The organism is Micromonospora sp. LOL_025 (assembly GCF_048060285.1).
GTDB lineage: Bacteria > Actinomycetota > Actinomycetes > Mycobacteriales > Micromonosporaceae > Micromonospora.
On sequence record NZ_JBHMIR010000079.1, the window covers coordinates 1 to 3,366 of the forward strand.

Below are 3,366 nucleotides of genomic sequence, written 5' to 3' on the forward strand. Positions count from 1 at the left end.
TGTGGGTTGGTCGTTTGTTGAGAATTGCACAGTGGACGCGAGCATCTTTGTGGTCAAGTTGTCAAGGGCGAACGGTGGATGCCTTGGCACCAGGAGCCGATGAAGGACGTGGGAGGCCGCGATAGGCCTGGGGGAGCTGTCAACCAAGCTGTGATCCCAGGGTGTCCGAATGGGGAAACCTGGCTGGAGTCATGTCCAGTCACCCACACCTGAACACATAGGGTGTGTGGGGGGAACGCGGGGAAGTGAAACATCTCAGTACCCGTAGGAAGAGAAAACAATTTAGTGATTCCGTGAGTAGTGGCGAGCGAAAGCGGATTGAGGCTAAACCGGCTGCGTGTGATACCTGTCAGGGGTTGCGTGGTTGGGGTTGTGGGACCCTGCTGAGCGAGCTGACACTCGTTCGAGAAGTTACAAAGCCAGTTGCTAGCCGAACAGTCTGGAAAGGCTGACCGTAGGCGGTGAGAGTCCGGTAGGTGAAAGTGGCTGGTCTTCTGTGGGTGTTCCCGAGTAGCGGCGGACCCCTGTAATCTGCCGTGAATCTGCCAGGACCACCTGGTAAGCCTAAATACTTCCTGGTGACCGATAGCGGACGAGTACCGTGAGGGAATGGTGAAAAGTACCCCGGGAGGGGAGTGAAATAGTACCTGAAACCGTTCGCCTACAATCCGTCGGAGCCTTGCGGGGTGACGGCGTGCCTTTTGAAGAATGAGCCTGCGAGTTAGTGGCATGTGGCGAGGTTAACCCGTGTGGGGGAGCCGTAGCGAAAGCGAGTCTGAATAGGGCGTTCAGTCGCGTGTCCTAGACCCGAAGCGGAGTGATCTAGCCATGGGCAGGCTGAAGCGCGGGTAAGACCGCGTGGAGGGCCGAACCCACCAACGTTGAAAAGTTGGGGGATGACCTGTGGTTAGGGGTGAAAGGCCAATCAAACTCCGTGATAGCTGGTTCTCCCCGAAATGCATTTAGGTGCAGCGTCGCGTGTTTCTTGCCGGAGGTAGAGCACTGGATGGTCTAGGGGGCCCACAAGCTTACCGAAATCAGCCAAACTCCGAATGCCGGTAAGTGAGAGCGCGGCAGTGAGACTGCGGGGGATAAGCTTCGTAGTCGAGAGGGAAACAGCCCAGATCACCAGCTAAGGCCCCTAAGCGTGTGCTAAGTGGAAAAGGATGTGGGGTCGCATAGACAACCAGGAGGTTGGCTTAGAAGCAGCCACCCTTTAAAGAGTGCGTAATAGCTCACTGGTCAAGTGGTTCCGCGCCGACAATGTAGCGGGGCTCAAGCACACCGCCGAAGCTGTGGCATTCACATTTTTACCTCGCTTGGACTTGATTCCTTGTGCAGGTGTGTGGATGGGTAGGGGAGCGTCGTGCCGGGGGTGAAGCAGCGGGGTGACCCAGTTGTGGACGCGGCACGAGTGAGAATGCAGGCATGAGTAGCGAAAGAAGGGTGAGAAACCCTTCCGCCGGATGACCAAGGGTTCCAGGGCCAGGCTAATCCGCCCTGGGTGAGTCGGGACCTAAGGCGAGGCCGAGAGGCGTAGTCGATGGACAACGGGTTGATATTCCCGTACCCGCGAAAGAGCGTCCCTGATGAACCTCGTTGTGCTAACCACCCGAACTCGGGGCGGTCTTCGGACCTAACTGGGGGAGCGTGGGAACCTGGCGGGTAGTAGTCAAGCGATGGGGTGACGCAGGAAGGTAGCTGAGCCCGGCCGGTGGTTGTGCCGGGGTAAGCGTGTAGGCCGTGTTGTAGGCAAATCCGCAACACATGAAGGCTGAGACGTGATGCCGAGCCGATTCAGGTGAAGTCAGTGATCCTATGCTGCCGAGAAAAGCCTCTAGCGAGTTCTTAGCGGCCCGTACCCCAAACCGACACAGGTGGTCAGGTAGAGAATACCGAGGCGATCGGGCGAACTGTGGTTAAGGAACTCGGCAAATTGCCCCCGTAACTTAGGGAGAAGGGGGGCCGGAGACGTGAAGCCCCGCGCGGGTGGAGCGTTGTATGGCCGCAGAGAGCAGGGGGAAGCGACTGTTTACTAAAAACACAGGTCCATGCGAAGAAGTAATTCGATGTATATGGACTGACGCCTGCCCGGTGCTGGAACGTTAAGGGGACCTGTTAGCTCTTCGGGGCGAAGCGGAGAACTTAAGCGCCAGTAAACGGCGGTGGTAACTATAACCATCCTAAGGTAGCGAAATTCCTTGTCGGGTAAGTTCCGACCTGCACGAATGGCGTAACGACTTCCCCACTGTCTCAACCACAGGCCCGGCGAAATTGCATTACGAGTAAAGATGCTCGTTACGCGCGGCAGGACGGAAAGACCCCGGGACCTTTACTATAGCTTGACATTGGTATCCGAATTAGCTTGTGTAGGATAGGTGGGAGCCGGTGAAGTCCATACGCCAGTATGGGTGGAGGCAATCTTGAAATACCACTCTGGTTGATTTGGGTATCTAACTTCGGACCGTTATCCGGTTCAGGGACAGTGTCTGGTGGGTAGTTTAACTGGGGCGGTTGCCTCCTAAAGGGTAACGGAGGCGCCCAAAGGTTCCCTCAGCCTGGTTGGCAATCAGGTGTTGAGTGCAAGTACACAAGGGAGCTTGACTGTGAGACTGACAGGTCGAGCAGGGACGAAAGTCGGGACTAGTGATCCGGCACTTGCGAGTGGAAGCGGTGTCGCTCAACGGATAAAAGGTACCCCGGGGATAACAGGCTGATCTTCCCCAAGAGTCCATATCGACGGGATGGTTTGGCACCTCGATGTCGGCTCGTCGCATCCTGGGGCTGTAGCAGGTCCCAAGGGTTGGGCTGTTCGCCCATTAAAGCGGTACGCGAGCTGGGTTTAGAACGTCGTGAGACAGTTCGGTCCCTATCCGCCGTGCGCGTAGGATACTTGAGAAGGGCTGTCCCTAGTACGAGAGGACCGGGACGGACGAACCTCTGGTGTGCCAGTTGTCCCGCCAGGGGCACGGCTGGTTAGCTACGTTCGGAAGGGATAACCGCTGAAAGCATCTAAGCGGGAAGCTCGCTTCAAGATGAGGTATCCCACCCACCTTCGGTGGGGTAAGGCCCCCAGCTAGACGACTGGGTTGATAGGCCGGAAATGTAAGCCCGGTAACGGGTTCAGTTGACCGGTACTAATAGGCCGAGGACTTGACTACTAAGCTGCTACGCGTCCACTGTGCAACTCTCGATGAACGAACAACAGACCACTCGTGTGTGGTGTTGTTTGATATGTCGATAGAGTTACGGCGGTCATGGCGGAGGGGAAACGCCCGGTTACATTCCGAACCCGGAAGCTAAGCCCTCCAGCGCCGATGGTACTGCACTCGGGAGGGTGTGGGAGAGTAGGACACCGCCGGACAA

The 3,366-nt window shown here is 56.9% G+C and carries 2 rRNA genes; both read left to right on the plus strand.

The features are described 5' to 3' along the window. The first annotated feature begins 51 nt into the window (after positions 1 to 51). A 23S ribosomal RNA gene (locus ACFHW0_RS31510) occupies positions 52 to 3,161 on the plus strand. Between the two features lie 86 nt (positions 3,162 to 3,247). After that, positions 3,248 to 3,364 (plus strand): 5S ribosomal RNA (gene rrf / locus ACFHW0_RS31515). The last annotated feature ends 2 nt before the right edge of the window (positions 3,365 to 3,366 follow it).